Here is a 23,464-nt window from a genome sequence, read left to right on the forward strand (position 1 = left end):
CCCAGTGTGGCCGTCCGCCCTCTCAGGCCGGCTACCGATCGAAGCCTTGGTGAGCCGTTACCTCACCAACTAGCTAATCGGACGCGGGCCCCTCCTCGAGTGCCAGGCCTTGCGGTCCCCAGCTTTGATCTCCATCCGTCCAAGGACAGGATGTCATGCGGTATTAGCGTTCCTTTCGAAACGTTATCCCCCGCTCGAGGGTAGGTCACCCACGCGTTACTCACCCGTCTGCCACTCTACTCAGGGCCGAAGCCCCTTTCGCGTTCGACTTGCATGTGTTAGGCACGCCGCCAGCGTTGATTCTGAGCCAGGATCAAACTCTCATGTTAAAGGCGTTGCCGACCGCCCTTGCGGGCCGCCGGCGAGCTCTAACCAGAGTTGATTAGCTCTGGCGTTGTTCTCTATCTATCAGTTGTGGATCGGCTTGCCCGGGCCCGAAGGCCGCACAGTCCCGACCCGGCTGATACTCACAGGTTTGTATCTTCGCGCACTATCTAGTTTTCAAAGAACCGACGCCGTTTCCCCGGGCGAGCCGCTTTCGAGGCCCATTTGGGGGAACCTTTCAATACTACTATCGGCCGCTGGTTCTGTCAACCCCTTTTCATGACCTTTTCCGGACGGTCCAACAGGCCCATCAAGAGCCCATCGACCGTCTGCGTCATGGGAGGGAGCAGGCCGTTCCGGCACAAACCCTGGAACCATCGTCCGCCGTACGTGGCGGGGGACCCTACGGCCAGCGCAATTGCTGACCGGAGGACTCTTGATAATAGTCAAACGAGCCGGAAAAGTCAAACAACCCGGCCCAGAGATATGGTATCTGCTGTTCTCTAAAAAAACGTTAACGGCTTCCGATCAGGCGGTGTGGCCAACCCGGACGAGATGGTACTGCCTGGCCCCCTTGCGGAGCACGAACACGCGGCCGGCAATCGCCTGCCCAACCGTAAACCTGGCCCGCTCATCGGCAACCCGCCGGTTGTTGACGTACACGCCGCCGCCCTTCACCAGGCGCGTCGCCTCGCCCTTGGATGCCGCCAGCTTCGTCGCCACCAGCAGGTCGGCAATCGCCAGACCGTCTCCTCCGAAGCTGGCCGCCCCCATCTCCGTCGACGGCACATCGTCGAACACCGCAATGATGTCATCGGCGTCGAGCTCAGCAATTCGCTCGCCAAACAGCAGCCCCGACGCATGTTCGGCCCGATCGACCGCGTCCTGGCCGTGAATGGTCCGCGTCACGTCGCGGGCCAGCACCCGCTGGGCTTCTCGTTTCTCCGGCGCCGCCGTCAGGGCCGCTTCAAGCGACGTGATCTCGTCTCGCCCGAGGAACGTGAAGAACTTCAGATACCTCACGACGTCGCGATCATCGGTGTTGAGCCAGAACTGATAGAACCGAAAGGGCGACGTCTGCTTCGGGTCGAGCCAGACGGCGCCTGCTTCCGTCTTGCCGAACTTCACGCCCGACGCGGTGGTCACCAGCGGCATCACGAGGCCGTGGGCCCTGGCGGCGCGCAACCGCCGAATCAAGTCGCATCCGGCCGTGATGTTCCCCCACTGGTCCGTTCCGCCCATCTGCAGCGTGCACGAGTAGCGGTCGAACAGCTCGAGAAAGTCGTACGACTGCAACATCAGGTAGCTGAACTCGGTGTACGAAATCCCGTCTTCGGATTCGAGGCGACGTCTGACCGATTCCTTGGCCAGCATGTAATTGACGGTGAAGTACTTCCCGATGTCCCGCAGAAACCCGAGCAGATCCAGCTTCCGAAGCCAGTCGGCGTTGTTCACGATGCGCGCGGGATTGGATGGCGCATCGAAGTCGAGCACTTTCGCCAACTGCCCACGAATGCCTTCGAGATTGGCGTCAATCTGCTCAATGCTGAGCAACTGGCGCTCGGCCGTCTTGCCACTCGGATCGCCAATCATCCCGGTGCCGCCGCCCACGATCGCGATCGGGCTGTGTCCGCACCGCTGCATGCGGGCAAGCGCCATCATCGGCAACAGCGACCCGACGTGCAGGCTGGCCGCGGTCGGATCGAACCCGATATAGAGCGTCACTTTCTCGCGCGACAGCACGTCGCGCAGACCCTCCGTGGATTCGGATACCAGGCCCCGCCATTCCAGTTCGCTGAACGCATCACTCACCATCGGCACACACTCCAAGCCCTCTACTATACCTGTCCAATCCCCCGGGGCCTGAAGCGGGGTGGGTCCCCTGCCGCAGCCTTGCCGGGCAGGAGCCCGGCGATCCCAGGCTCGCCGTGCCAGCGTGGTCCGGCGGTCAGAGGCCGTCCCCCCGGGATCGCCACGCTCCAGCGTGGCCTGATCGTGTCGAAGGCACCGAGTCCCGGCGGGTGGCCGGGTCGTTACCGAGGATCCGAAAAGATGACCCGCCGGCCCTGGATCGTCCAATGGCCATCGAGGATCCGCTGGATGGCTTCGGGATAGATGCGGTGCTCTTCGGCGAGGATCCGACGAGCCAGCGTGTCTTCCGTGTCGGTGTCGAGGACGGGCACCGCCGCCTGCAGGATGATGGGGCCGGCGTCGAGGTTGGTGTCGACGAAGTGAACCGTGGCGCCGGAGATCTTCGCGCCGTGCTCGACGGCCTGCCGCTGCGCGTGCAGGCCGGGAAATGCCGGCAACAGCGCGGGGTGGATGTTGAGAATCTGGTTCGGAAACGCGTTGACAAACGTCGCCCCGAGCAACCGCATGAAGCCCGCCAGGCAGACGAGGCTGACCTGGCGACTGAGGAGGTCGTCGACCAGCACCTGCTCGAAGACCTCGCGGGACGCGTACGCCTTGTGATCCCGCACCAATGTCTCGACGCCCGCATCCTGCGCACGGCGCAGGCCACCGGCATCCGCCCGGTTGGAGATCACGAGCGCGATGCGCGCATCGAGGCGTCCATCGCGCGTGGCGTCGATGATGGCCTGGAGATTCGAACCCCGACCCGAAATCAACACGCCGATGCTGCGGTTCACCTGCTGCCTCGCTGCTACCAGATCCGCCGGACGCGATACTTCGAAAACACCTTGTCGGCCGACACCACGCTCAGGCCGTCCTCGAGGGCCTGGGCGATGATCAGCCGGTCGAAGGGATCGCGATGATGGTACGGGAGTTGGGCCACACGTGAGACGTGGTTGATGGCAATCGGAAGCGCGGTAAACCCATTCGCCGCGAGGTGCTCCGGGAGAAAACGTGCCAGGTCGGCTTCCAGTTTGAGTTTGCCCTGCCCGATCTTGATCGCCATCTCCCAGGCCGAGGCCATGCTGAGCCAGCAAGTGTTCGCGGAATCGCCGATAGCCTTGCGCGCGGAGCCTGACAGTTCCGTTCCTCCCTGGATCCACCACAGGAAGGCATGCGTGTCCAGCAGGAGTCTCACCTACAGGTACTCCTCGAAGCCTTCCGGTGTCTGATCGAAGTCAGGGGCGATCCAGACCTGGCCAGCGGCCGACCCGGGCTGGCGCCTGGCCCCGCTGGCCGCGAGCGGCACGAGCCTCAGCAGGGGCTTGTTGTCGCGCGCGATGACCACGTCCTCTCCGGACATGGCCTTCTGGACCAGCTCGGAGAAGCGGGCCTTGGCCTGAGCGATGTTCACACGCGTCATGGCATACGCTCCTGTTGGTCATTTTACATGACCAACGAGAGTATCAGCAAGCGTGATACTGGTGGACGTGACTTACACCCCCGCGCGCGCGGGGGAACCCGCGAGGAGCGGGGCATCACATCGCAAGAGGAGGGTACATCCCCGCGCGCGCGGGGGAACCTGTATCAGAAAGGAGACAAGCGGCCAGGTTGTCCGCCCGAGGTGTCGCTACAGGCTTCCGTACACCACGCCGGGGTCGCCGGCCACGATCTTTCCGATCTCGGTGGCGCGCGACTCGCCGGCCGACTGCAGCATGGCGAGCACCCGCGCCTGGTCATCGGGCGCGCAACCGATGATCATCCCGATTCCCATGTTGAAAGAGCGGTACATGTCGGCGTCTGGCACGCCGCCGGAGCGCTGCAGAAAGCGGAACACCGCGTTGGGGGTCCAGGTCGACCTGTCGATGAGCGCCGCGACGCCCGGCGGGAGGATGCGCGGCAGATTCTCGGTGATGCCGCCGCCCGTGATGTGCGCCATGCCCTTCACCAGACCCGCGTCAAGCAGGGGCCGGACAAGCGGCAGGTACGACCGATGGATCCGCAGGAGTTCCTCCCCGACCGTGCACCCGAGTTCCGGCACCTCGGCATCAACCGTCAGACCGAGGTGGTCAAACACAATGGCACGAGCCAGCGAGTACCCATTGGTGTGAAGGCCCGACGATCGCAGGCCGATGAGCACATCGCCAATGCGCAGGCGTTCCCCGGTGATGACGCGGTCGTGCTCGACGACGCCGACAATGAAGCCGGCGATGTCGTACTCTCCGGACGAGTAGAATCCGGGCATCTCGGCCGTCTCGCCGCCGATGAGCGAGCAGCCGTTCTCTCGGCACGCCGTGGCGACGCCCTCCACGATCTGGCCCGCGATCTCGGGTGAGAGTTTGCCGGTGGCAAGGTAGTCGAGGAAGAACAGCGGCACGGCACCCTGCACGAGGATGTCGTTGACGCAGTGATTGACCAGATCCTGCCCGACGGTGTCATGGCGTCCCGTCAGGAACGCGACCTTCAGCTTGGTGCCGACCCCGTCGGCACTCGACACGAGCACGGGATCGCGGTAGTCGGTGCCAAGCCTGAACAGCCCGCCGAACGACCCGATCGACGACAGTACGCCCGGCGTAAACGTCGTTCGCGCAAGTCCCTTGATGCGGCGGACCGTCTCGTTGCCCGCGTCGATATCGACGCCGGATTGTTTGTAGTCCATGGACGAACCTGACTACTGCGTAGCCGGGCTGGAGCCCGGCGATCCCAGGAAGATGCCCGTCGCACGGCCGGCCCGAACCCCGAATCCCGTCTACTGACTACCCGCTACTGTTCGTCGGGTCTGAAGACCCGGCCTCCATCTGACCATCGCCACGCCCCTCACCGCTCAATCTGGCCCCGCGTGTCCAGGGCCAGCGGCAATTGCAGATACACCGCCTCCTCGCGCGGGAACGGCACCGGGTACGAACCGGTGTAACACGACGTGCAGTACCGATCGCGATCCGAGTTGACCGACTGGAGCAGTCCTTCGTAGCTCAGGTACCGCAGACTGTCGGCTTCGATGTGCTTGCGCACTTCCTCGAGTGTATGGGTCGCCGCAATCAGGTCGTTGCGCCTGGGCGTGTCGATGCCATAGAAGCAGGGTGAGATGGTCGGCGGACAACTGATCCGCACGTGCACTTCGGTCGCCCCGGCGGCCTTGATCATCTTCACGATCTTCCGGCTCGTCGTCCCGCGCACGATCGAATCGTCAATGAGCACGACGCGTCGCCCTTTCAGGATGCTGCGCACCGGGTTCAACTTGACCTTGACGCCGAAGTGACGGATGGACTGGCGTGGCTCGATGAACGTGCGCCCGACGTAGTGATTCCGAATGAGACCGAACTGCAGCGGCACGCCGGACACCTCGGAGTAGCCCACGGCGGCGCACACGCCGGAATCCGGCACGGGCACGACAACGTCGGCAGGCACGGTTGATTCGCGCGCCAGGAATCGGCCGAGATTGGTCCGCACTTCGTTGACGCTCCTGCCGAATACGAGGCTGTCGGGCCTGGCGAAATACACGTGCTCGAAGATGCAGTGACAGGACTGGGCCGAGGCAAACGGCCGGATCGGCTTCAGGCCCTCTGGCCCGATGACGAGCACCTCGCCCGGCTCGACGTCGCGCACATAGGTCGCACCGATCAGATCCATCGCGCAGGTTTCGGAGCAGACGACCCAGGCGCCGTCCAGCTGGCCGAGTGCCAACGGACGGAATCCATACGGGTCGCGGACGGCCACGAGCCGATCTCTGGTCAGGAACAACAGGGAAAACGCGCCCTGCACCTGCGTCACGGTGTCGACGAGGGCCTGCTCGACCTCTCGCGCCTTCGAGCGCGCATACAGGTGCAGGAAGATTTCGGTGTCGCTGGACGTCTGGAAGATCGCGCCCTGCCTGGTCAACTCGTCCCGCAGTTCGCGCTGGTTGACGAGGTTGCCGTTGTGGCACACGGCGATCTGGCCGTGCACGCATTCGATCAGCAGGGGTTGCGCGTTGGCGAGACCGCTTTCGCCGGCGGTCGAATACCGCACGTGCCCGATTGCGCTCGTGCCACGGAGCCTCGCCAGGACATCCTCGCGGAAAATGTCCGCCACGTAGCCCATGCCCCGCTCGGCGCGTAACGTGACGGCGTCAGACGCGACAATGCCACCGCTCTCCTGCCCGCGATGCTGCAGGGCGTAGAGGCCCAGGTAGGCGAGCTTGGCGGCCTCGGGGTGGCCGAAGACGCCAAAGACGCCGCACTCATCCTTGAACTTGTCGAGCATCAACCCCTAGATTCCCGGCCTGCCGTCCCGCCGGACGGATTCAGTCTGATGTCTTGAGCAACTTGAACCCGACAATCCCGTCGAGCACGCCGGCCACCAAGAACGCGGTGCCTAGCACGGGCCGGCTGTCGGGCGCGAAGAAGGGAAGCACACCGACAAGCGACAGCCCACTCAGAAGAACAATTCCCGCGCCAGTGGCCACTAAGGCAACGCCAACCACGCGCTTCGATCCGGGTCGATCCATGCCCCCCCCTACGTGCGCTCTTCGTCGAACACCCGTCGGAAGACCTCGTCGACGTGCCGCAACTGATGATCCAGGTCGAACAGGCGATCCAGTTCGGCGGCGTTAACCACGGCCGTCACGTCGGCGTCGTGCCTGAGCAGTTCGCGAAAATCGCAGCGCTCGTCGAACGACCGCATCGCGTTGCGCTGCACCCATTCGTAGGCCTGCTCGCGGGACACGCCCTTACTCGCCAGCGCCAGCAGCACCGACCCGGAAAACACCACCCCGCGCGACAGCTCGAGATTGCGCATCATGCGGTCGGGATACACGACCATGTCGGACGCGATGCGCGTGAATCGCCTCAGCATGTGGTCGAGCGCGATGAAACTGTCCGGCAGGATGATGCGCTCGACCGACGAGTGCGAAATGTCCCGCTCGTGCCAAAGCGCGATGTTCTCCATGGCCGCGACCAGATTGCCACGCAGCACCCGGGCCAGCCCCACGATCTGTTCGCAGCCAATGGGATTGCGCTTGTGCGGCATGGCCGATGAGCCCTTTTGGCCACGATCAAACGGCTCCTCGACCTCGCCGATCTCGGTCTTCTGCAGACCGCGGATCTCCAGCGCGAACTTTTCGAGCGACGCCGCCGTGATGGCGAGCGCCGACATCAACTCGGCATGCCGATCGCGCTGGATGACCTGCGAGGACACCGGCGCGGGTTGAAGCCCGAGCGTGGCGCACACCAGCCTCTCGATGGCGGGTTCCAGGTGGGCGTAGGTGCCCACCGCCCCCGAGATCTTGCCAACCGACACGATCTCGCGGGCCCGCTGAATTCGCACGACATCACGCCCCAGCTCCGCATACCAGATCGCCAGTTTCAGCCCGAACGTCGTCGGCTCGGCGTGCACGCCATGCGTACGGCCGATGATCGGCGTTCGCTGATGTTCGAGCGCGCGGGTTTTCACCGCGGCGCGGAGGGCCGCCATCCGGGTGAGCGTCAGGTCGCAGGCATCCTGGAGCTGCAGCGCGAGCGCCGTGTCGAGCACGTCCGACGAGGTCAACCCGAAGTGCAGCCAGCGCGCCTCCGGGCCCACGTGTTCGGCCACGGCGGTCGTAAACGCGATGATGTCGTGCTTGGTGACGGCCTCGATCGCATCGATACGGGCGACGTCGAAGGCGCCCCGCTCACGGATCGCACGAGCGGCATCGGCGGGAATGATGCCGGATTCGGCCATCGCCTCGGCCGCAGCCACCTCGACCCGGAGCCAGGTCTGGTACCTGTGCTCATCACTCCAGATCCGTCCCATCTCGGGGTGCGTATAACGGGCAATCATGAGACCACTCGCAGTTGATCCTGAACGAGGCCGAAATCGTTGACAGCTCCAAGCACGGCCGCCGACAGCGGCGTACTCGTCAGCAGTTCACGTGCGACACGAGCAACGTCCTCGATGGTGACGGCGGTGATCCCGGCGATGGTCTCATCGATCGTGAACATCCGGTCGAAGTAGATCTCCTGCCGTGCCAGGTACGCCGCCCGATGCCACGTGCTTTCGAGCCCGAGCAGCAGGCCACCCTTTACGTTGTCCTTGGCGCGCTGCAATTCGGAGGCGGCAATCGGCATCGTCACGAGCTGGCGCAGCTCATTCATAATGACGTCGATCACCTCGCCGACGCGGTCGTTCGAACAGCCGGCGTAGATGCTGAGCAGGCCGGCATCGCGGAAGGCACTCAGGCCGCTGCCAACCGAGTAGGCCAGACCGCGCTTCTCGCGAACGTTCTGGAACAGCCGGGAACTCATCGATCCGCCCATCACGGTGTTGAGCACAAGGGCGGCGTACCGCTCGGGGTGATTCTGCGGGTACGCGCCCACACCCAGGCAGATGTGACTCTGCTCGAGTTCCTTGTTGCGGATGATGATCAGCGCGTGGTCGGTGGGTGGCCCGTCAGCCGGGTGAGGGCAGCCAGCCCGTGTGCCGCCAAACGCCCGCTCCATCAGCTCACGCACCCGCGCATGCTCGAGATTGCCGGCCGCAGCGATAATCAGATTGTCGGAGGTGTAGGTGGCGGCGAAGTAGTCGCGCAGCGCCTGGGCCGTCAGCGCCTCAATGCTGTCTCGCGTGCCGAGAATGGGCATGCCGAGCGGATGCCCGGTCCAGAATCGCTGCAGGAAGAGTTCGTGGACGAGATCGTCTGGCGTGTCCTCGACCATCTTGATTTCTTCGAGGACGACGCTCTTTTCGCGATGCACGTCATCGTCGGCAAAACGCGGGTGCAGCACGACATCCGACAGAATGTCGACCGCCACCGGCAGTTGCTCATCTAGTACCTTGATCGAATAGTTGGCGTTCTCCTTGCCGGTTGACGCGTCCATCTGGCCGCCAATCGAGTCCACCTCCTGCGCGATAACCTCCGCCGACCGGGTCGCCGACCCTTTGAAGAGCATGTGTTCGACAAAGTGGGCGATGCCTGGCGAGGCGGACCCCTCCTGTCGCGACCCGCGCGTCAACCACACCCCGAAACTCACCGAACGGACGTGTGGAATCGACTCCGTCAAGAGACGGAGACCGTTGTCGAGCGTATCGCGAACAACCATCGGCAGGTTTACGACTGGATTGGTGCGTTAAATGGAGGCCACAAGCTGTTTATTACCAATAACTTGCAGCCATCTGATACTGACGATGATAGCATGGCGCAAGAAGCCGCAGCAACGAAAAAGGCAGATACGATGCCCACCATCGAACTCACGGACCTGACACGCGCCGAGATCGAATCGGCCCTTCGCGACCTGGGTGTCGAACCGTACCGGGCGGGCCAGCTCTTCCAATGGGTCTACCAGCGGGGCGTCGTCGACTTCGAGTCGATGACGGACCTGTCGCAGGACCTCCGCCGCACGCTGGTGGAGCACTTCCACATCACCACTCCGGTCGTCTCCCGACGGGATATCTCGGAAGATGGCACCGAGAAGTTCCTGCTCTCGTTGCGCGATGGACGCCACATCGAATCCGTCTTTATTCCGGATACCGGGTCGCAGACGATCTGTGTGTCGACGCAGGTGGGCTGCGCGATGGGATGCACGTTCTGCCTGACGGCCACCATGGGACTGGTGCGCAACCTCAGCCCGGGCGAAATCGTCGGACAGGTGCGCGTGCTGTCTGCCGCCGTCGACTTGCGCGGCAAGGCGTTCAACATCGTCTTGATGGGCATGGGCGAACCGCTTCACAACTACGACCAGACGATGGCGGCGTTGCGGATCCTCTGTGACAGGAAGGGATGTGCGCTGCCGCCAAGGCGGATCACGCTTTCTACGGTCGGGCTCGTGCCGGCCATTGAACGGCTCGCGACCGAGCCGCTGATGCCCAACCTCGCGATCTCGCTGCACGCGGCATCTGAAGACGTGCGAGCGCGGCTTGTGCCGTCGGCGCGCAAGTACAGCATCACGGAGATTCTCGCGGCGTGTCGGCGGTTTCCCTTGAAACACCGGGGTCGCATCACGTTCGAATACGTGCTGCTCGCCGGCATCAACGACTCGGACACCGAAGCACGGAAGCTGGCGAAACTGCTGCGGGGCATGCGGGCCAAGGTCAACCTGATCCCACTCAACCCGGTTGCGGGCATCGTGTTTGAGCGACCCTCCGACGATTGCATCAACCAGTTCGGCCGCATCCTCTCCGAGCACCAGGTGACCGTGTCGGTGCGCAAGAGCCGCGGACGGGACATCCGCGCCGCGTGCGGGCAACTCGCCATCGAGGGCGGCAGGAAATCGCCCGCGCAGCTCCTCGCCGACGCGATCGAGTAGCGGCGGAACGGCCCCTCGCTGACTGGCGCGGAACGACGGTTCCCGGAGCGGCCCCTCGAACCAAGCCGACAGCGAAGCCCTGAGTGAAGTCGAAGGGCGTCAGTCTGCAAAACGCGCCGCAAGGGCCAGGACTGGGTGCGCGAATAGCGCGATCGTGAGGTCGGCGACGAGCCCCGGAAGGCGCGTTTTGCCGGCTTGCGTGAGCGGGGCCGCGGAGGGAAACGTCGTCCCGCGCAGACGGGCGCGATGAATCGCGCCCCTGATATAGAACGACCTGTCAAGCACGCGTGTCAACAGTCACTGTCATCACCAGCAGCATCGGTGGCGGTCGAGGCGGCTGTCGCGACGGTTGATCACTCTGATATTCGCGGGTTGGATACCGCATAATCGTGATCCGTCGGGAGCGACCTCGGACTACGGACGCGGGTTCGGCCCGGAGGCCTACCGCATAGGGGCGGCGAGGATACTCCTTTCCGTGTGCCGCTCGACCGCCGCCGTTGCTGCCTGTCGTCGTCCTGCGTCGGACGCTATGCCGCCACGGATCGCGAGGGCCGTTGTTCGGCGTCCACCGCGACCCCAATCGCCCAGATGAACCCCAAGAGCTCGCGGCCCACCGCGGTCACCACCTGCTGCGGGCATTTACCCCGGCCGAGCAGCTTCCGATAGCGGGCATGCAGCCGGTGCTGCGCCTTCCAGGCGATGGCCTTCACCGGTTCACTCAACCCCGCGTGCCGTTTCCGGAGCAGCGCGCTCACGGCCGGCCGATGCCGATACGCCCACCCCGCTTCTACGACAATGCGCCGGAGATGCGCGTTGCCGGTCTTGGTGATCCCGCCGCGCCACGTGCGCCCGCCGCTGGACGCCTCGCGGGGGCCCAGGCCGCCATACCCCATCAACTGGCGGGGCCGCGTGAACCGGGAGAGCGTGCCGACTTCCGCGACGATGGTGACGGCGGACGTGAGGGCGATCCCGCGGAGCGCCTGGAGGGCGTCGATCACCGCACGCATCGCCGTCGGGGCGTGGGTGACCGCCTCCGTGATCGCCCGCTCGAGTCGCGCCACGCGATCGGCCACGTGGTCGACTTCGTGGACGTAATCCAGCAACGTCGCCTCCTGGGCGGGCTGGTCGAAGTGCACGGCCTGCTTCACCCAGGCGAGATACGTCTGCGTCCACGCCTTCGTGCCCACCGGCGGCCGCCGCCCGTGGCGCAGCAAGAACTTGCTCAACCGGTGCCGCGCCCGCAATTGATCTTTCTTCGCCGCCTCCCGCGCGCGCACCAGATCCCGCAAGGCCTCGTGCGCCGCGTCGGGCACCCAGACGGGCGTCAAGTCGCCGGCGCGGTAGCTGCGCGCCAGCTTCAGCGCATCGCGTCGATCCGTCTTGACGCGATCCCCGGCCTTCACCGGCACCAGCGTCGGCGCAATCACCTCGCATCGCACCCCGAGCGCGGTCAGTTGCCAGTACACCACATACCCCGTGGGGCCCGCCTCGTAGCACGCCCGCAGGTGCTCGGCCGGCCCCAGCTTCTTGACCAGTTTCCGGATCGATTCCGGGCGGTTGGGGATGGTCCCCAGCGACCGGACTTCGCCATTGGGCTCCGCCACGGCAACCGCGATCGTGTCGGCGTGGACATCCAGACCAATAAATCGTACCTTGCTCATGACCGGCTCCTTTCGCATGTGGCTCTGCGTTGTGCAGGGCTTCAACTCGCAGCGTAACCCACGACACTGCGAATGCGAGCCGGTCGTTCCATTGTGACTACGTAACCGAGGGGCCGCGCCGCGAATCGCCACGTCACCACTGTGCCAATGGGGCGGGCGCCCTCCCCGCGCCCTCCACGGTGCCATCGAGCGCGGGCGAGTCGATGCGCACGCGAACGCGCGTGTTGCGTGGCAGACCCGGTGGGATGCGAACCTTGAGGAAGTTGTCGGTCAGCACCACCGTGCCATCGTCGAGCGTGAGACCGGGACGAACCGATCCGATCTGAGACGCGACGAATCGGTCGGTGAGCCGCCTCGCGACGTCGCGCAACCGTCTCGCCCGCGTCTTGGTCCGGGCCGCATCCACCTTTGGCGTCATCACCGTGGCGTCGGTGCCGGGCCGATCCGAGTACGGAAACACGTGCAGGTAGCTGAACGGCAGGCGCTCGACCTCGCGCGCCATCATCTCCATATCCTGGTCCGACTCGCCGGGAAAACCCACAATCAGGTCGCTCCCGATCGATGCGTGCGGCAACCGCGCGTGAATCTGGTCAACCAGATCCCGATAGCACTCCAATGTGTACGGCCTCCGCATGACACGCAGCACTCGATCGCTCGCGTGCTGAAGCGGCAGGTGGAAATGCGGTGCGAATCGTCCGGACCGCGCCACCAGATCGACCACGTCTTGCGGACAGTCCATCGGCTCGAGCGAACTGATGCGAAAGGTGGTGTCGCCGGGCTGGCGATCGAGATCCCGGAGCAACTCGACGAGTGACGTGGCCGGCTGCAGGTCGCGCCCGAAGGATCCGAGGTGGACACCAACCAGCCACACCTCCTTGTACCCCGCGGCCGCGACGCGATGGACCTCGTCGCGGATCTCGACCAACGGGCGGCTGCGCGAAGGCCCACGCGTGAACGGGATGATGCAGAATGCGCACGTCTGGTCGCAACCGGTCTGCACGCGGAGGGGATAGGCCGTTCGTCCCATCGCCCCCGGCGCGACGCCCGCACCGCAGGAGCCATCGCCCTCACCGAACCGGTCCCGGGTTGCAAAGACGGATTCCTCGTCGAGCAGCCGCAGCAAGCCGTCTTTCTTCTGGTTCGGCACGACCATGAGGACGTTAGGGAGTTGGTCAAGATCGCCCGGCTTGCGCGTGGCGTAGCAGCCTGTCACGACGATCCGCGCAGAAGGATTGTCGCGGGAGAGCCCGCGAATCGCCCGCCGCGCGCCCTGATCGGCCGCGCCGGTGACCGAGCACGTATTGACGATGATCAGGTCGGCCGCATCGGCCGGTGCTTCGACGGCGCCTCGCGTTCGCAGCCCCTCCTCGAGCTCGAAGGAGTCGGCCTGGTTGACCCGGCAACCGAACGTGAGGATGGCGTATGTCATTCGGGGTTCGGGATTCGGGATTCGGGGTTCGGGGTTCGGGATGGCCGCACCTGGCCTGTTCTGAGTCCTGACTTCTACTTTTCCTCTGCTGCCGCCAGACGGGCGGCCGCCTGCTCGACCTTGTCGGCGAGTCTGGCTTTGTACGCGACAACGCGCTCTGCGAGGACCGGGTCGGCAATTGCCAGGATCTGGGCCGCCAGCACCCCGGCATTCGTGGCTCCCGACTTCCCGATCGCCACCGTCGCCACCGGCACGCCTGGCGGCATCTGAACGGTCGAGAGCAGCGCGTCGAGGCCGAGCAGGGGCGACGAGTCGATAGGCACACCGATCACGGGCTTCGCTGTGTGCGCGGCCACGATGCCGGCCAGGTGCGCCGCGGCTCCCGCGCCAACAATGAATACCTGGACGCCACGGGCCGGGGCGTCGGCCATGATGCGCTGCACGCGCGCCGGCGACCGGTGCGCGGACGCCACGGTCATCTCGCACGAAATGCCCAACTCGCGCAGCACGTCAGCGGCGCCGCGCATGATTGGGGCGTCGGAATCCGATCCCATCAGAATCTGCACCTGGATTGGGGTCATCGTCGGTCGCTCCAAGATAACTCTATTGCACGCAGCCCGATGTCGCGCCGGAAGTGCGCCTTGTCAAACGTGATGCGCGATGCGGCATCGTACGCCGTTGTCCGTGCGGCCTGGAAGTCCGGCCCTCGCCCGACGACGGTCAGAACCCGGCCGCCGCTGGTGACCAGCGTCTCGCCTCTCTGCGCCGTGCCGGCGTGAAAGACCCACACCCCCGGCAACGACTCGACTTCGTCTATGCCCCCGATCGTCTTTCCTGTCTCGAACCGATCCGGATAGCCACCCGAGGCCATGACGACCCCAACGTGGGCATCGGCCCGCACGCGGCACACACCCGGTTTCAGCGCGCCGCGGGACGCATCAACCAGGTGCGGCAGCAGGTCTTCGTCAATCGCCGGCAGAATCACCTGGGCTTCCGGATCGCCGAGCCTTGCGTTGAACTCGATGACGCGAGGCCCGTCGGCCGTTATCATCAAGCCGCAGTAGAGGAAGCCACCGTACGGATGCCCGGCCACGGCCATGCCACCAATTGTGGGAAGGACAATCTCGTCGAGAATCCTCGCTGATGTCGCCGCGTCGATGAGCGGGCTCGGGCAGAACGCGCCCATGCCTCCGGTGTTGGGCCCTTCGTCGCGATCGTAGGCGCGTTTGTGGTCTTCGGCCGACGGCAGGACACGCGCGTTCGCGCCATCGGTCAGGACGAAGAAGGAAGCTTCGCGGCCCTGCAGATGCTCCTCGATCACGATCTGGGCACCGGCATCGCCGAACCGGCGCTCCACCATCATGTCCTGGACAGCCGCTTCCGCGGCGGCCCGGTCTGGCGCGACGACCACGCCTTTGCCGGCCGCGAGGCCATCGGCTTTGAGGACCATCGGGTAGCCGAATGGCGCGCGGCGAACGGCGTCGAGCGCGGCGGCGGCCGAGTCGCAGGTGACGTGTCGCGCGGTGGGCACACCGGCACGCGCCATCACCTCTTTCGCGAAGGCTTTGCTCGATTCCAGGCGGGTCGCCTCACGGGTGGGCCCGCAGCAGGGGTGCCCGGCGCGGGTCAAGACGTTGACGACACCCCGCGTGAGCGGCAGTTCGGGACCGATGACGGTAAAGTCGATGCGCTCGCGTTCGATCAGGGCAAGGAGGGCGCCAGGGTCGTCGACGGCCACCGGCACGCACCGGGTGGCCCGGCTGATGCCGGCATTGCCCGGCGCGCAGATGACGGAATCGACACCCGGTTCAGCGCCGAGCTTCCAGACGAGCGCGTGTTCGCGGGCACCGCTGCCAACAACCAGGACTCTCATCGGTGCATCCTGTGTGAAATCAGGGACTTGGGGTCGGCATGCTGGGCACAGGTTTTTGGCCCGATTTCGGCCACGAGCTGTGATAGCCTAGCATATTCGGGCTACGGTCTACGGCTGACAGATCGTCAATCCCGAAGGTTCTATCGAGCCACGGAGGGGGGTGTTCTAGTCGTGGCTGAAGTGAAAGTGCAGGAAGGCGAGTCGATCGAGAGCGCGCTCCGCCGTTTCAAGCGGAAGGTCCAGCAAGAAGACATCATCAAGGACATTAAGAAGCACTCGTTCTACTTGAAACCCGGTGACAAACGCCGCGCGAAACAGGCGCTGGCGCGCAAGCGGAATCGGAAAAAGCTCCGTCGAGAGATGGACTAGACCGAGGGCGACTTGATGGACTTCCACGACAGGATCCTTCAGTGTGCGGACTGCGGTTCGGACTTCGTGTGGACGGCGGGAGAGCAAGCGTTCTACGCCGACAAACACTTCACGAACGAGCCGAAACGCTGCAAGGCGTGCAAGGCGAAGCGTGGCTCGCGCCCGGCGCAGGGTCACGGCGGCGGCCAGATGCGCGAACGCGTGGAGATTCGGGCCACCTGCTCGGCATGCGGCAAGGACACGACCGTGCCGTTCAAGCCGAGCCAGGGCCGCCCGGTGTACTGCCGCGAGTGCTTCCAACAGCGGAAGACTGGCGGGTAGTTCGGTTTACGGGCGCTCGGCCGACCGTCGGCCGAGCGTCGATCGTGTCTGAAGACCTGCAGTACGATGCAGGCCTTACTCCCTGAGCGGATGAAGGGACATTGCGATGCAGATCGATGAACGAACCGTCGGTGGCGTCACCATCCTCGACATGAAAGGCAAGATGACTCTCGGCGACGGCGACGAGTTGCTGCGCAAGAAGGTCGCCGGCGTTGTCGAGAAGGGGTGCAAGAAAATCGTCCTCAACCTTGGCAATGTGCCGTACATCGACAGCGCGGGGCTGGGCGAGATTGTGCGCACCTATACCACGGTGAGCCGTCAGGGCGGCAGCCTGAAACTGCTCAATCTCACCAAGCGGATTTCGGATCTGCTGTCGATCACCAAACTGCTCACGGTGTTCGATACATTCGATTCCGAGGGCGAGGCTGTAAAGAGCTTCGGCGCCTGACGCCCGCTGGTTACCGCGCTTCATGGCGCGCCGTACTTCTACCCAGACACCGGCGACCGACCCCTCCAGCGATGGAGGGGAGCGGCGTGGGTCCGTCGTGATTCATTTCCTCCGTTCGTTGCGTCCCGAGCAGTGGACCAAGAACCTCGTGGTGTTTGCCGGGTTGCTGTTCGCGCGCGAACTGTTCAACCCGGTGGCGCTTGGTCGAACAGTGACGGCCTTTGTCGCTTTCTGCCTCCTGTCGGGCGTCGTCTACGTTTTCAACGACATCACGGACCGCGATGCCGACCGACGGCACCCGGTCAAATCGTCCCGGCCCATCGCGTCGGGCGCCATCTCGCCCGGCTTGGCGGGGGGCGGCGCGGCGATCCTGGCGATCGGGGCCCTCAGCATGGCCTTTCTGCTGAGCTGGTCGTTTGGCGTCGTGGCCGTCAGTTACCTGGTGCTGCAGGCGCTCTACTCCGGACCGCTCAAGCACATCGTGATTCTCGATGTGTTGACCATTGCCATCGGCTTTGTGCTGCGGGCCGTGGCTGGCGCCGTGGCGATTGCTGTGCCGATCAGCCACTGGCTGCTGGTCGTCACGGTTCTGCTGGCGCTGTTTCTCGGCTTGAGCAAGCGCCGGCACGAACTGGTGATGCTGGCGGATGGCGCGATCGGCCATCGCCCGATTCTGGGCGAGTACACGCCGTACCTGCTAGACCAGATGATCTCGGTGGTCACCGCGTCGACGCTGGTGGCCTACATCTTCTATTGCATCAGTCCGGAAACGTCCCAGAAGTTCGGGACCGATCTGCTGGGGCTGACAATTCCGTTTCCCCTGTACGGCATCTTCCGCTACCTGTACCTCGTGCATCAGCGTGAGGGCGGGGGCAGTCCCTCGCAGATGCTCATGAACGACAGGCCGCTGCTGGTCTGCGTGGCGCTTTGGGCACTGGCGGTGGTGGTGATCGTGTACAGGCCATTTGGAGTGTGACCTATGCCGTCCGAGTTCACCGTTCGATCCGACTCGGTCGACGTCGAGCAGATCATGGGCCGGATCCGGGGGCGGATCCGCGAGAAGCGCGGCGTCGACTACACCGAGGACGAGATCCGCGAACTCGCCAACGTCACGATCGAGAAGTTTCTCGACCCGACGCGCGTGCGTTCCGAGCTGCTTGAGTTGTATCTGAAGGGGCGAGACGCCAGCGAGCCCGGCTCGGTACCCCAGAACTTCACGTTCACGCGGTATCAGATCTACAAGTCGTCGCGCGGGCTGGCCGGCAAGATCATCGGCGGCCTGCGATTGATGCTGCGCCCGATTCTCAAGCTCTTCATCAACCCGAACGAGATCATTCACGCCCTGCAGAGCCAGAGCCTGATCAACGCGCACAACGAGCACATCGAACGGCTCAATTACGCGCTCATCCACAACCTCGTGCTGGAGCTGACCCGGCTCGGGATCGAGGTCCGGAACCTGAAGATGCGGGTGGAATCGTTGTCGAGCCGGCTCGACTTCAACGAGCGCCGCGCCCGCGCGATGGAAAACGCCGTTCAGTATCGGCCTGGCGCGGGGCCGGCGGCGGCGGCCGAACCCGCCAAGGAAAGCGCGTCCCAGCCGCCCTTGCAGGCCCGGCGTGACGGTGACCATGGTGACGGTCCGGCCAAAGGTGAAGCGCAACGCCGGCGCCGGCGGCGCCGGCGCGGCCGCGGACCCGGGCCCGGGCCCGGGCCCGGCGGCACGGGACAGATGTCTTCGGAGAACGGCGGTCAGGATGGAGTGGAATCCGAGCCAGCCGCCGCGGCTGGCGCCACGCTGCCTGCTCCATCGGCGCCAGCGGTTCCGGATCGCGACACGACAGACCAGTGAAAATCGCCGTCGTTGTCCAGCGGTACGGCCTCGACATCAACGGGGGCGCCGAACTGCACGCGCGCTACGTCGCGGAGCACCTCTCGCGTCACGCCGAGGTGGAGGTGTTGACCACCTGCGCCCACAACTACATTACGTGGCGCAACGACCTGCAACCCGGGCGCGAGGAACTGAACGGCGTCGCGGTGCATCGGTTTCCGGTGTCGCGTGAACGCGTGGTCGAACAGTTCGCCAGGGCGTCGAACCGGGTCTTCGAGCAATCCCACTCACTCTCTGACGAACTGGCATGGCTCGACAGCGAGGGCCCGACCTCTCCGGCTCTCATCCGCCACATTCAGCAGAACCAGGGCCACTACGACTACTTCATCTTCTTCAGCTTCCGGTACTACCCTGCGTACCACGGCATTCGCGCGGTGCCCGCGCGGTCGCTGCTGGTGCCAACCGCTGAGCGCGAGGGCGCGGTCGGGCTGTCGATGTTCGCGCCGACATTCAGGGCCGTCCGGGCGCTGATGTACAACTCGTTTGAAGAGCGGGCGATGATTCAGGCGGTGTCGGGCAACCACGACGTGCCGCACGTGGTGGTGGGCATCGGGTCCGAGGTGCCCGGGAAGACCAGGCCGGAACGGTTCCGCCAGCACTACGGCATCCACTCGCCGTTTGTCGTGTATGTCGGACGTATCGACGAGAACAAGGGCTGCAAGGAACTGTTCGCCTACTTCCAGCGGTACGCGAGCGCAGTCAGTGGCGACTTGATGCTGGTCCTGATGGGGACCACGATCCTGCCGATTCCCGATCACCCGCGCATCCGCCATCTGGGATTCGTCTCGGACGAGGACAAGTTCAACGCGATTGCCGCGTCGGAAGCCCTGATCATGCCGTCGTATTTCGAAAGCCTGTCGATGGTCGCGCTGGAGGCGTGGGCGCTTGGCAGACCGGTGCTGGCCAACGGCCGCTGCGACGTGCTGACCGGCCAGTGCATCCGGAGCAACGGCGGACTGTACTACTCGAGCTACCAGGAATTCCGCGAGACGCTGCATCTGGTCGAATCGAACCGGCCGCTGGCCCATGCGCTTGGCGACAACGGCCGCGCCTACTACCTGCGGCACTACGACTGGCCCGTGATCGAACGCAAGTACATGGACATGCTGAATCAGTTGCAGCAGGCGGATCGGGCCGGTCAAACCGCCGCCGGGGTCGAACCACTGCCGGGCTGGTGGGCGCGAAGGCGCGTGAACTGCCGCCCAGCCAACGACGTGGTCAGGGACCTCCCGTCGGGGGCCGCCGTCAAGAGGGAGCGGACGTCGTGAGCGTCCGTCCGCGCCGGGGCACGTCGGTGCATCAAGTGCTGGCCACGTTAGGCTACGGCGATGCGATTGGCAACGAGGTCCTGGGGATCCAGCGCGTGCTCAGGGCGGCGGGGTACCACTCTGACATCTTCGTCGAAACCGCCGATCCACGCCTCGAATCGCTCACGCGCGACTTCCGGGAGCTGGTCGGCGAGAGCCATCCCGACAACGTCCTGCTCCACCACTTCTCCATCGGGTCGAAGGCCTCGCGCGTCGCCTACGCGCTGCCCGATCGGATGATGCTGGTCTACCACAACATCACGCCGCCGCAGTATTTCTTGGACATCCACAAGCTGCTGGTCAGGTTCTGCTACCACGGCCGTCGGGAGCTCGGCGCGTATGTCGACCGCTGCGATCTCGCGCTGGGCGACTCGGAGTTCAACCGGTTGGAACTCCAGGATCTAGGATTCACGCGGACCGGCGTGCTGCCGGTGGTCGCGGACTTCTCCCACCTGGATGTGACGCCCAACGACGTCGTCGCGCGCGACTTCGACGATGGCTGGACCAACATCCTGTTTGTCGGCCGGGTCATCCCCAACAAGCGTATTGAACATCTCATTCGGTTCTATACGCTCTACAAGACGCGGTACAACCCACGGTCGCGACTGCTCATCGTCGGGTCGTCACAGGAGTTCGAGCGCTATCAGACGATGCTGTACGACCTGGTCTCTCGGTTGGGCGTCTCCGACGTTCACTTCACCGGTCATGTGTCGAACGAGGAACTCACGGCCTATTACGACGTCGCCGACGTCTTCCTGTGCGCCAGCGAGCACGAGGGGTTCTGCGTGCCGCTCGTGGAGGCCTTCTACAAGCGTATCCCGGTGCTGGCGTGGGCGAAGACGGCGGTGCCCGCGACCATGGACGGCGCGGGCGTGCTGTACGAACATGCCGATCCCGGCGAGGTGGCGACCCTGATCGACCTCGTGGTCAGCGATGCGGATCTCCAGGAGCGTATCCTGCGCACCCAGGACGCGGCGCTCGAGCGGATGGCTGCGAGAGATCTTGCCGGAGTTCTCTTGCCGTTGGTGGAGCGGGTCCAGACAGGGCCACGTCTGGCGCCGGCAGCGGTGACGAGCGACTTCTGGCAGCAGTTCGACACCACGGAACGAGTGGCGGAGCTGCGCCTCATGCGGCCGGCCATCTATCGCGCGCTGCCGACCGCGACTCGCGCCAGCGGCATCACGGTGTAGCCCGGACCGGTTTCTTGCGATCCACCATGGTCATCAACCAATGGGTTCCTGCCGCACATCGGGGCGATGCCGTCGGCGACAACGCCTGCCGGCAGCGCGATGCGCTTCGGGCCATGGGACATCGCTCGGACGTCTTCGCGATCGCCATTGACGACGACATGCGCTCGGAGGTCCTGAGTTTCGCCGACGAGGACGCCAGCCGGGGCGATGTGACGATTTACCACTTCGCCCTGGCCTCGCCGATGACTGACGCGTTCACGAGACTCCGCGGCAAGCGCGTGCTTCAGTACCACAACATCACGCCGGCGCGATTCTTCGCCCCCTACGATCCAGAGCTGTTCCGGCTCGCGGCGCGCAGCAGGCGGGACCTGGCGTCACTGGTGGGCCAGGTTGATCTTGCCCTCGGCGTGTCGGACTACAATCGGCAGGAACTCGAGCAGCTGGGTTTTCGGGAGACGGGCGTGCTGCCGATCGCGGTCAATGTCGAGCGCATCATCGACGCGCCGCGGACCCCGACGCTGGAGCGGCTGCTCGACGACGAGTTCACGAACTTCGTGTTCGTCGGCCGCATCGTGCCGAACAAGAAGATCGAAGACATCATCCGCCTCGCCGAACACTACAAGCGGTATGTGGACGCGTACTACCGGTTCATCTTCGTCGGCCGGTATGATGGTGTGCCGCGCTACTACGACATGCTGCGGGCGCTCATCGCCGAGTTCGGCTGGCTGCAGGAACGGTTCCTGTTTACGGGTCCTGTGCCAGAGGCTGAGTTGGCCGCGTACTATCGTGCGGCGAGCGTCTACATCTCGATGAGCGAGCACGAGGGCTTCTGCGTGCCACTGGTTGAAGCCATGGCGGCGGATGTGCCGGTGCTCGCGTATTCGTGCACGGCCGTGCCCGAGACGCTCGGCGGCGCCGGCGTGCAATTCGCGCCGAAAGACTTCGAACTGGCGGCCGAACTGCTCTACGAGCTGGCGTACGACGACGGCGTGCGCGCCGCCGTCGTTGACGGTCAGCGCCGCCGTCTCACACACTTTCTTGGCAGCCGCGTCGACACCGACTTGCGGCTGCTGGTGGGTCGATTCCAGTGAAAGTAGCCTTCATCGTTCAACGGTACGGCTCGGACATCCTGGGTGGCGCGGAGTATCACTGCAGGTTGGTGGCCGAGCGACTCGCAGAGCGCCACGACGTCGAAGTGCTGACCACGTGTGCGCGTGACTATCTCTCCTGGCGGAACGAGTACCCTGAGGGCGCCGATCGGGTCCGGGGTGTGACCGTCCGGCGTTTTGCTAACGCGCAGACGCGCGACATCGACGCATTCAACCGGTATTCGGAGTGGATCTTCAACCACCCACATTCGCGGTCGGATGAGCTGGAGTGGCTGCGCCAGCAGGGGCCCTGGTGCCCGGCGCTGGTCGAACACCTCGAACGCCATCACCGGACGTTCGACGCGCTGATCTTCTTCACGTACCTCTACGCGCCGACCGTCCTGGGAATGCAGGTCGCACCAATGCGCAGCATTCTCGTGCCAACGGCTCACGACGAAGCCGCCATTCACCTGGGGATCTACAAGGAGCTCTTCAGCAGCGCGGCCGGGATCGCCTACAACACCGACGTTGAACGACGGTTTCTGGCGTCGCATTTCTCCATCCGGGCGATGGCCGAAGAGACGGTCGGCTGCGGGGTGGAATTGCCGCCACCCGCACACGGTCACGGCCGACACGAGGATGCCAACGAGGCCGATGACGAGCCATCGCAGGCTGAGGTCGAGTCCTCGTCGCGGTCGTCATTTGGCGGGCGCGGCGCCGCGTTCAGGCGCCGGCACAAGCTCCACGGCCCAATGGCGCTCTACGGCGGACGCATCGAGAAGGGCAAAGGCTGCGAGGAGCTCGTCGAGTACTTTCGCACCTATCACGCCGAAGGCGGCGAGGCACAACTCGCGCTGATGGGCGTGAAGCTGATGCCGCTGCCGGAGGAACCCTATATCCGCTTTGCCGGGCTCCTGTCTGAACGGGAGCGCATGCAGGCGCTCGAGGCGGCCACCGTCGTCATTGTGCCGTCACCATACGAGAGCCTGTCGTTGCTGGCGCTGGAGGCATTTGCCGTGGGCACCCCTGTCCTGGCGAACGCCAGAAGCGAAGTGCTGGTCGACCACTGCGTGCGCAGCAACGCGGGGTTGTATTACGCCGACCGTGACGAGTTCGTGGAAGGCCTGAAGCTGCTCGTGACCGACCGCCTACTGCGCGTGGCGATGGGCCGGAACGGTCGTACCTACGTCAAGGATCACTACCGGTGGGATCTCATCATGACGAAGATCGAACGGATGGTGGCAAAGGTGAAGGGGAGGGAGTAGGGATTCGGGATTCGGGATTCAGGATTCAGAGGTGCGGGACGGGTGAAAACCTGATAGGGGTAGGGAGAGACGATTGTGTTCGTCCCCCCCTCCCTCCGAACTGGACGGGCGGTTCTCCCGCATCCAGCTCTCCAGTTGGTGGTGTCACCTCGATGAGGGGTGACGCGCAGCAGCGTAGGCGTCGACCAG

Annotated in this window: 23 protein-coding genes and 1 rRNA gene (1 of these 24 running past the window's edge); 10 read left to right on the plus strand and 14 right to left on the minus strand. The window is 64.8% G+C overall.

The features are described from left to right. The 10 genes from NT151_03550 to NT151_03595 form a co-directional block, all read right to left on the minus strand. Positions 1 to 329: ribosomal RNA gene (locus NT151_03550) — 16S ribosomal RNA — on the minus strand (it extends 1,225 nt beyond the left edge of the window). Positions 330 to 852: 523 nt separating this feature from the next. After that, the gene (gene tyrS, locus NT151_03555; protein MCX6537998.1) at positions 853 to 2,139 is read right to left on the minus strand and encodes a tyrosine--tRNA ligase; all 1,287 of its coding nucleotides are present in this window, start codon (positions 2,137 to 2,139) and stop codon (positions 853 to 855) included. Between the two features lie 218 nt (positions 2,140 to 2,357). Next, a complete protein-coding gene (gene purN / locus NT151_03560; protein ID MCX6537999.1) occupies positions 2,358 to 2,972 on the minus strand; it encodes a phosphoribosylglycinamide formyltransferase in 615 nt (204 codons plus the stop codon). A gap of 14 nt (positions 2,973 to 2,986) precedes the next feature. Continuing rightward, complete coding sequence (locus NT151_03565) at positions 2,987 to 3,373, minus strand: type II toxin-antitoxin system VapC family toxin (protein MCX6538000.1); 387 nt, start codon at positions 3,371 to 3,373, stop codon at positions 2,987 to 2,989. Then, positions 3,374 to 3,598, minus strand: a complete 225-nt coding sequence (locus NT151_03570) for a type II toxin-antitoxin system prevent-host-death family antitoxin (protein ID MCX6538001.1) — start codon at positions 3,596 to 3,598, stop codon at positions 3,374 to 3,376. It abuts the gene before it with no gap. 207 nt (positions 3,599 to 3,805) lie between these two features. Beyond that, positions 3,806 to 4,834 (minus strand): phosphoribosylformylglycinamidine cyclo-ligase, encoded by a 1,029-nt coding sequence (gene purM / locus NT151_03575; GenBank protein ID MCX6538002.1) that lies wholly within the window; start codon positions 4,832 to 4,834, stop codon positions 3,806 to 3,808. Positions 4,835 to 4,992: 158 nt separating this feature from the next. Beyond that, positions 4,993 to 6,417 (minus strand): amidophosphoribosyltransferase, encoded by a 1,425-nt coding sequence (purF, locus tag NT151_03580; GenBank protein MCX6538003.1) that lies wholly within the window; start codon positions 6,415 to 6,417, stop codon positions 4,993 to 4,995. A 40-nt stretch (positions 6,418 to 6,457) separates the two neighbouring features. Beyond that, positions 6,458 to 6,661 (minus strand): hypothetical protein, encoded by a 204-nt coding sequence (locus NT151_03585; protein MCX6538004.1) that lies wholly within the window; start codon positions 6,659 to 6,661, stop codon positions 6,458 to 6,460. Between the two features lie 8 nt (positions 6,662 to 6,669). Next, on the minus strand, positions 6,670 to 7,974 hold the full coding sequence (gene purB / locus NT151_03590) for an adenylosuccinate lyase (GenBank protein ID MCX6538005.1): 1,305 nt from the start codon (positions 7,972 to 7,974) through the stop codon (positions 6,670 to 6,672). Then, complete coding sequence (locus tag NT151_03595; GenBank protein ID MCX6538006.1) at positions 7,971 to 9,233, minus strand: pitrilysin family protein; 1,263 nt, start codon at positions 9,231 to 9,233, stop codon at positions 7,971 to 7,973. The genes purB and NT151_03595 overlap by 4 nt, the downstream gene beginning before the upstream one ends. Positions 9,234 to 9,326: 93 nt before the next feature. Between NT151_03595 and rlmN the strand changes: the two genes are divergently transcribed. After that, entirely contained in the window at positions 9,327 to 10,436 is a 1,110-nt protein-coding gene (gene rlmN, locus NT151_03600) for a 23S rRNA (adenine(2503)-C(2))-methyltransferase RlmN (protein MCX6538007.1), read from the plus strand. Between the two features lie 527 nt (positions 10,437 to 10,963). On the opposite strand, the gene NT151_03605 is transcribed toward rlmN, so the two are convergent. The 4 genes from NT151_03605 to purD all read right to left on the minus strand — a co-directional run bounded on the left by NT151_03605 (position 10,964) and on the right by purD (position 15,399). After that, on the minus strand, positions 10,964 to 12,097 hold the full coding sequence (locus NT151_03605; GenBank protein ID MCX6538008.1) for an IS110 family transposase: 1,134 nt from the start codon (positions 12,095 to 12,097) through the stop codon (positions 10,964 to 10,966). A 133-nt stretch (positions 12,098 to 12,230) separates the two neighbouring features. After that, positions 12,231 to 13,526, minus strand: coding sequence for a tRNA (N(6)-L-threonylcarbamoyladenosine(37)-C(2))-methylthiotransferase MtaB (gene mtaB, locus NT151_03610; protein MCX6538009.1), 1,296 nt, complete (start codon positions 13,524 to 13,526; stop codon positions 12,231 to 12,233). A 74-nt stretch (positions 13,527 to 13,600) separates the two neighbouring features. Continuing rightward, complete coding sequence (purE, locus tag NT151_03615) at positions 13,601 to 14,107, minus strand: 5-(carboxyamino)imidazole ribonucleotide mutase (protein MCX6538010.1); 507 nt, start codon at positions 14,105 to 14,107, stop codon at positions 13,601 to 13,603. Then, positions 14,104 to 15,399 (minus strand): phosphoribosylamine--glycine ligase, encoded by a 1,296-nt coding sequence (purD, locus tag NT151_03620; protein ID MCX6538011.1) that lies wholly within the window; start codon positions 15,397 to 15,399, stop codon positions 14,104 to 14,106. The genes purE and purD overlap by 4 nt, the downstream gene beginning before the upstream one ends. Before the next feature lie 171 nt (positions 15,400 to 15,570). Here purD and rpsU point away from each other — a divergent pair, with 171 nt between their 5' ends. From rpsU to NT151_03665, 9 genes are all read left to right on the plus strand, one after another. Beyond that, positions 15,571 to 15,768, plus strand: coding sequence for a 30S ribosomal protein S21 (gene rpsU / locus NT151_03625; GenBank protein ID MCX6538012.1), 198 nt, complete (start codon positions 15,571 to 15,573; stop codon positions 15,766 to 15,768). A gap of 15 nt (positions 15,769 to 15,783) precedes the next feature. Next, positions 15,784 to 16,089 carry a zinc-ribbon domain containing protein gene (locus NT151_03630; protein MCX6538013.1) on the plus strand — a complete coding sequence of 102 codons (306 nt, stop codon included), beginning with the start codon at positions 15,784 to 15,786 and terminating at the stop codon, positions 16,087 to 16,089. A 100-nt stretch (positions 16,090 to 16,189) separates the two neighbouring features. After that, on the plus strand, positions 16,190 to 16,537 hold the full coding sequence (locus tag NT151_03635) for an STAS domain-containing protein (GenBank protein ID MCX6538014.1): 348 nt from the start codon (positions 16,190 to 16,192) through the stop codon (positions 16,535 to 16,537). Between the two features lie 97 nt (positions 16,538 to 16,634). Continuing rightward, entirely contained in the window at positions 16,635 to 17,513 is an 879-nt protein-coding gene (locus NT151_03640) for a decaprenyl-phosphate phosphoribosyltransferase (protein MCX6538015.1), read from the plus strand. A 3-nt stretch (positions 17,514 to 17,516) separates the two neighbouring features. Beyond that, positions 17,517 to 18,386, plus strand: coding sequence for a hypothetical protein (locus tag NT151_03645; protein MCX6538016.1), 870 nt, complete (start codon positions 17,517 to 17,519; stop codon positions 18,384 to 18,386). Continuing rightward, positions 18,383 to 19,693: a glycosyltransferase gene (locus tag NT151_03650; protein ID MCX6538017.1), complete on the plus strand. Its 1,311-nt coding sequence runs from the start codon at positions 18,383 to 18,385 to the stop codon at positions 19,691 to 19,693. The genes NT151_03645 and NT151_03650 overlap by 4 nt, the downstream gene beginning before the upstream one ends. Then, complete coding sequence (locus tag NT151_03655; GenBank protein MCX6538018.1) at positions 19,690 to 20,922, plus strand: glycosyltransferase; 1,233 nt, start codon at positions 19,690 to 19,692, stop codon at positions 20,920 to 20,922. Before NT151_03650 ends, NT151_03655 begins: the two co-directional genes overlap by 4 nt. A 26-nt stretch (positions 20,923 to 20,948) precedes the next feature. After that, complete coding sequence (locus tag NT151_03660) at positions 20,949 to 22,013, plus strand: glycosyltransferase family 4 protein (GenBank protein ID MCX6538019.1); 1,065 nt, start codon at positions 20,949 to 20,951, stop codon at positions 22,011 to 22,013. Then, entirely contained in the window at positions 22,010 to 23,275 is a 1,266-nt protein-coding gene (locus NT151_03665; protein ID MCX6538020.1) for a glycosyltransferase family 4 protein, read from the plus strand. Before NT151_03660 ends, NT151_03665 begins: the two co-directional genes overlap by 4 nt. Positions 23,276 to 23,464: the final 189 nt, after the last annotated feature.

Source organism: Acidobacteriota bacterium (genome assembly GCA_026393675.1).
GTDB lineage: Bacteria > Acidobacteriota > Vicinamibacteria > Vicinamibacterales > JAKQTR01 > JBAXOX01.